The sequence below is a fragment of the Bathymodiolus azoricus thioautotrophic gill symbiont genome, assembly GCF_001298715.1.
In the GTDB taxonomy this organism is placed as follows: Bacteria; Pseudomonadota; Gammaproteobacteria; order PS1; family Pseudothioglobaceae; genus Thiodubiliella.
In genome coordinates, this window is sequence record NZ_CDSC02000076.1 from 1 (window position 1) to 2,652 (window position 2,652).

Annotated in this window: 3 protein-coding genes; all 3 read right to left on the reverse strand. The window is 36.9% G+C overall.

Annotated elements, in window-relative coordinates; translation table 11 throughout:
- The coding region (locus tag BAZSYMA_RS01620) for a DUF1841 family protein (protein WP_143243054.1) at positions 1 to 377 on the reverse strand (377 nt) is incomplete at its 3' end.
- Positions 378 to 1,010, reverse strand: a complete 633-nt coding sequence (gene nth, locus BAZSYMA_RS01625) for an endonuclease III (protein ID WP_090714933.1) — start codon at positions 1,008 to 1,010, stop codon at positions 378 to 380. It lies immediately after the preceding gene.
- A gap of 98 nt (positions 1,011 to 1,108) precedes the next feature.
- The gene (sbcB, locus tag BAZSYMA_RS01630) at positions 1,109 to 2,524 is read right to left on the reverse strand and encodes an exodeoxyribonuclease I (RefSeq protein WP_090714936.1); all 1,416 of its coding nucleotides are present in this window, start codon (positions 2,522 to 2,524) and stop codon (positions 1,109 to 1,111) included.
- Positions 2,525 to 2,652 lie beyond the last annotated feature (128 nt).

A 2,652-nucleotide genomic window follows, 5' to 3' on the forward strand; every position in this document is an offset into this window, starting at 1 on the left:
TCCATTGGTGTGTTGTTTTTTTGTGAAGAAAAAATCATTTCAGCGATGCAATCCATCATTCTGTGCTCTACTTCGTGTGGGTCTTTAACCTTGTTTAATATTTTTTGATAATATTGTTGAATACCTAAGGGTTGATTAATAGACAATTGTTCTTTAAGTGACAAATGTAGGTTGATGTGTAAAAATGGATTAACTTCACCTTGTTCTGGAAAATAATTCAATTCTATATTATTAATAAGCGCGTGGTATTCAGGGTGCATTTCAATCACTTGCGTGAGTTGAGTTTCTAGGGGGTCAAGTACCTCTTTATCTAAGAATTTTTGCCAAGCGTTGGCAAGGAATTGGCGCTGCTGTGTTCTATCTTGAGTGTAAAACACTTATAAATTTTTCTCTTCGTATTCGCACAAATCAAGCAAAATACACTCAGGGCATAATGGAGAACGCGCTTTACAAGTATAGCGACCATGCAAAATCATCAAGTGATGTGCTGGTACACGATACTCATCAGGGATAAATTTCACTAATTTTTTCTCTACTTCTAATACCGTTTTACCGCTGGCAATTGCCGTGCGATTGGCAACACGATAAATATGTGTATCAACCGCAATCGTTGGGTGTCCGAATGCTGTGTTGAGGACTACATTGGCTGTTTTGCGACCTACACCAGGCAAGGCTTCTAATTCTTTGCGTGTTTCAGGCACTTTAGAGTCATACTTATCAATCAAAATCTTACAAGCTTGAACGATATGCTTTGCCTTTGAGTTGAATAAGCCAATTGTTCTAATAGTGTCTCTAACAACATCTTCGCCTAATTCGTAAATCGTCTCAGGCGTATTAGCAAGGGGGAATAGTTCGTCAGTTACTTTGTTGACACTTTTGTCAGTCGCTTGGGCCGACAAAGTCACTGCCACTAATAATTCAAAAGGAGTTGAATAATTTAATTCTGTTGTTGGTTCAGGTATCTTTTTCAATAACCTACCAAATATTTCACTGCGTGTTTCGGCGTTCATTTTTTGTACTCTTCGTAACTCAGCGCAACATTATACCTGATTATCAGATTAATAGCAAAATGACGCTACAATGGTTACTATGAGTGATTATCTAACTTTTAAAAAAACGATTCTGCGTATTTTTCTAGTTGTTGCCAAAGGTTTTCTTTATCGGGATGAGCTTGGCGCATAGCATTTATGCGTTCAGAATACTCGTCAATTGATAGGTAACCATCCTCCCCCGTTTGCACGCGACTTTGCACAAGCTCAAACCAGTCTTCTTGCTCGTCTTGGGTTAAGGATTCAGGGTAATTTCTAGCCTTAAAACGCATCAGTAGTTGGTTGAGCTTTGCGTCTTTAAATTGCGGATGAAAATTCTTTAATCCTTCTGCATCAAGTGTTTGAATCTGTTCACTGATGCGCCTATCAGCATTATCCATAAAGCCATCATACAGCGACTGGTCAACATCAGGAGTTGGCGCTCGTTCTTGGTCATTGCGATATAAATCTTGTGCTATTTTGGCAATTCGGTTTTGATTATTTTTAATAAATTCTAATCGTTGTAGACAAACATTCATATCAATTTGTAATTGCTTGACAATTTTTGGTTCAAGTTTATAAATATTTGGTACAAACATTGGGCTTTTATTGAAAATCAAATCTTTAATTTGCAACCTTTCCACCCCTTTTGGTAGTTCTGATTGTTTGGTAAATATGAGTTTTTTTAATTCATCAATATTAAGTTCTAATAAGAGTGATGGGTCTTGGTCCAGATTAAAGACAATAGCACGATCGTTATACTCTGGATGGTATGCTAATACAGTACACAGGCGTGTGCAAGAGAGTGTGGCAGGATACATACCTGAGGTGTGCAACATTGGCTCAAAGGGTTTTATTTTACTTTCAACTGTTTTCTTCTCTCTTAGGCTAAAGGCATAATCAAATAACTGTGGTTGTGTATTCTTAATAATTTTTGCAATGGCAATTGTGGCACGCACATCTGCTAGGGCATCGTGTGCATCATTATGCTTAATACCATTGGCAGGCGCAAGTTGGTCAAGTTTGAATATAGGCTTGCCTTCTTCATTATGTACCCATTTTAGGCTCGAATCTCTTTTCAGAGCATAACATAGACGCACCACATCTAAAATATCCCAACGGGTATTGCCATTTTTCCAATGCCAAGCATACGGGTCGATAAAATTACGATACAAAGTATAGCGTGTAAATTCATCATCAAAACGAATAGAGTTATAACCCACTGTGCAAGTATTTTGGGTGGTAAATTCAGCATTGATTTTCTGAATAAATTGGTGTTCTATTAAACCTTTTTCTGCACAAAGTTGTGGGCTAATATTGGTTACTGCACAGGCCTCAGGTGATGGCAGACAATCGTTAGTTGGCCTACAGTAAAACATTTGTTCATCTAAAATGTTAAGAGCTTCATCTGTGCGAATACCGGCGAATTGAGCAATACGCCCAGTTTTTGGACTAATGTCAAAAGTTTCAAAATCATACCAATAAAATGTTTTCATTATTTATAAAGCCTCTGTTGGTAATATTGGGTTTTATTTTACAAGGCTTATTTGACTGTTAGAAAATAATATTATTTTCAAAAAACAAATAATCCAACCTTTATTTTTGCCATTTCATCTGGAAAAAT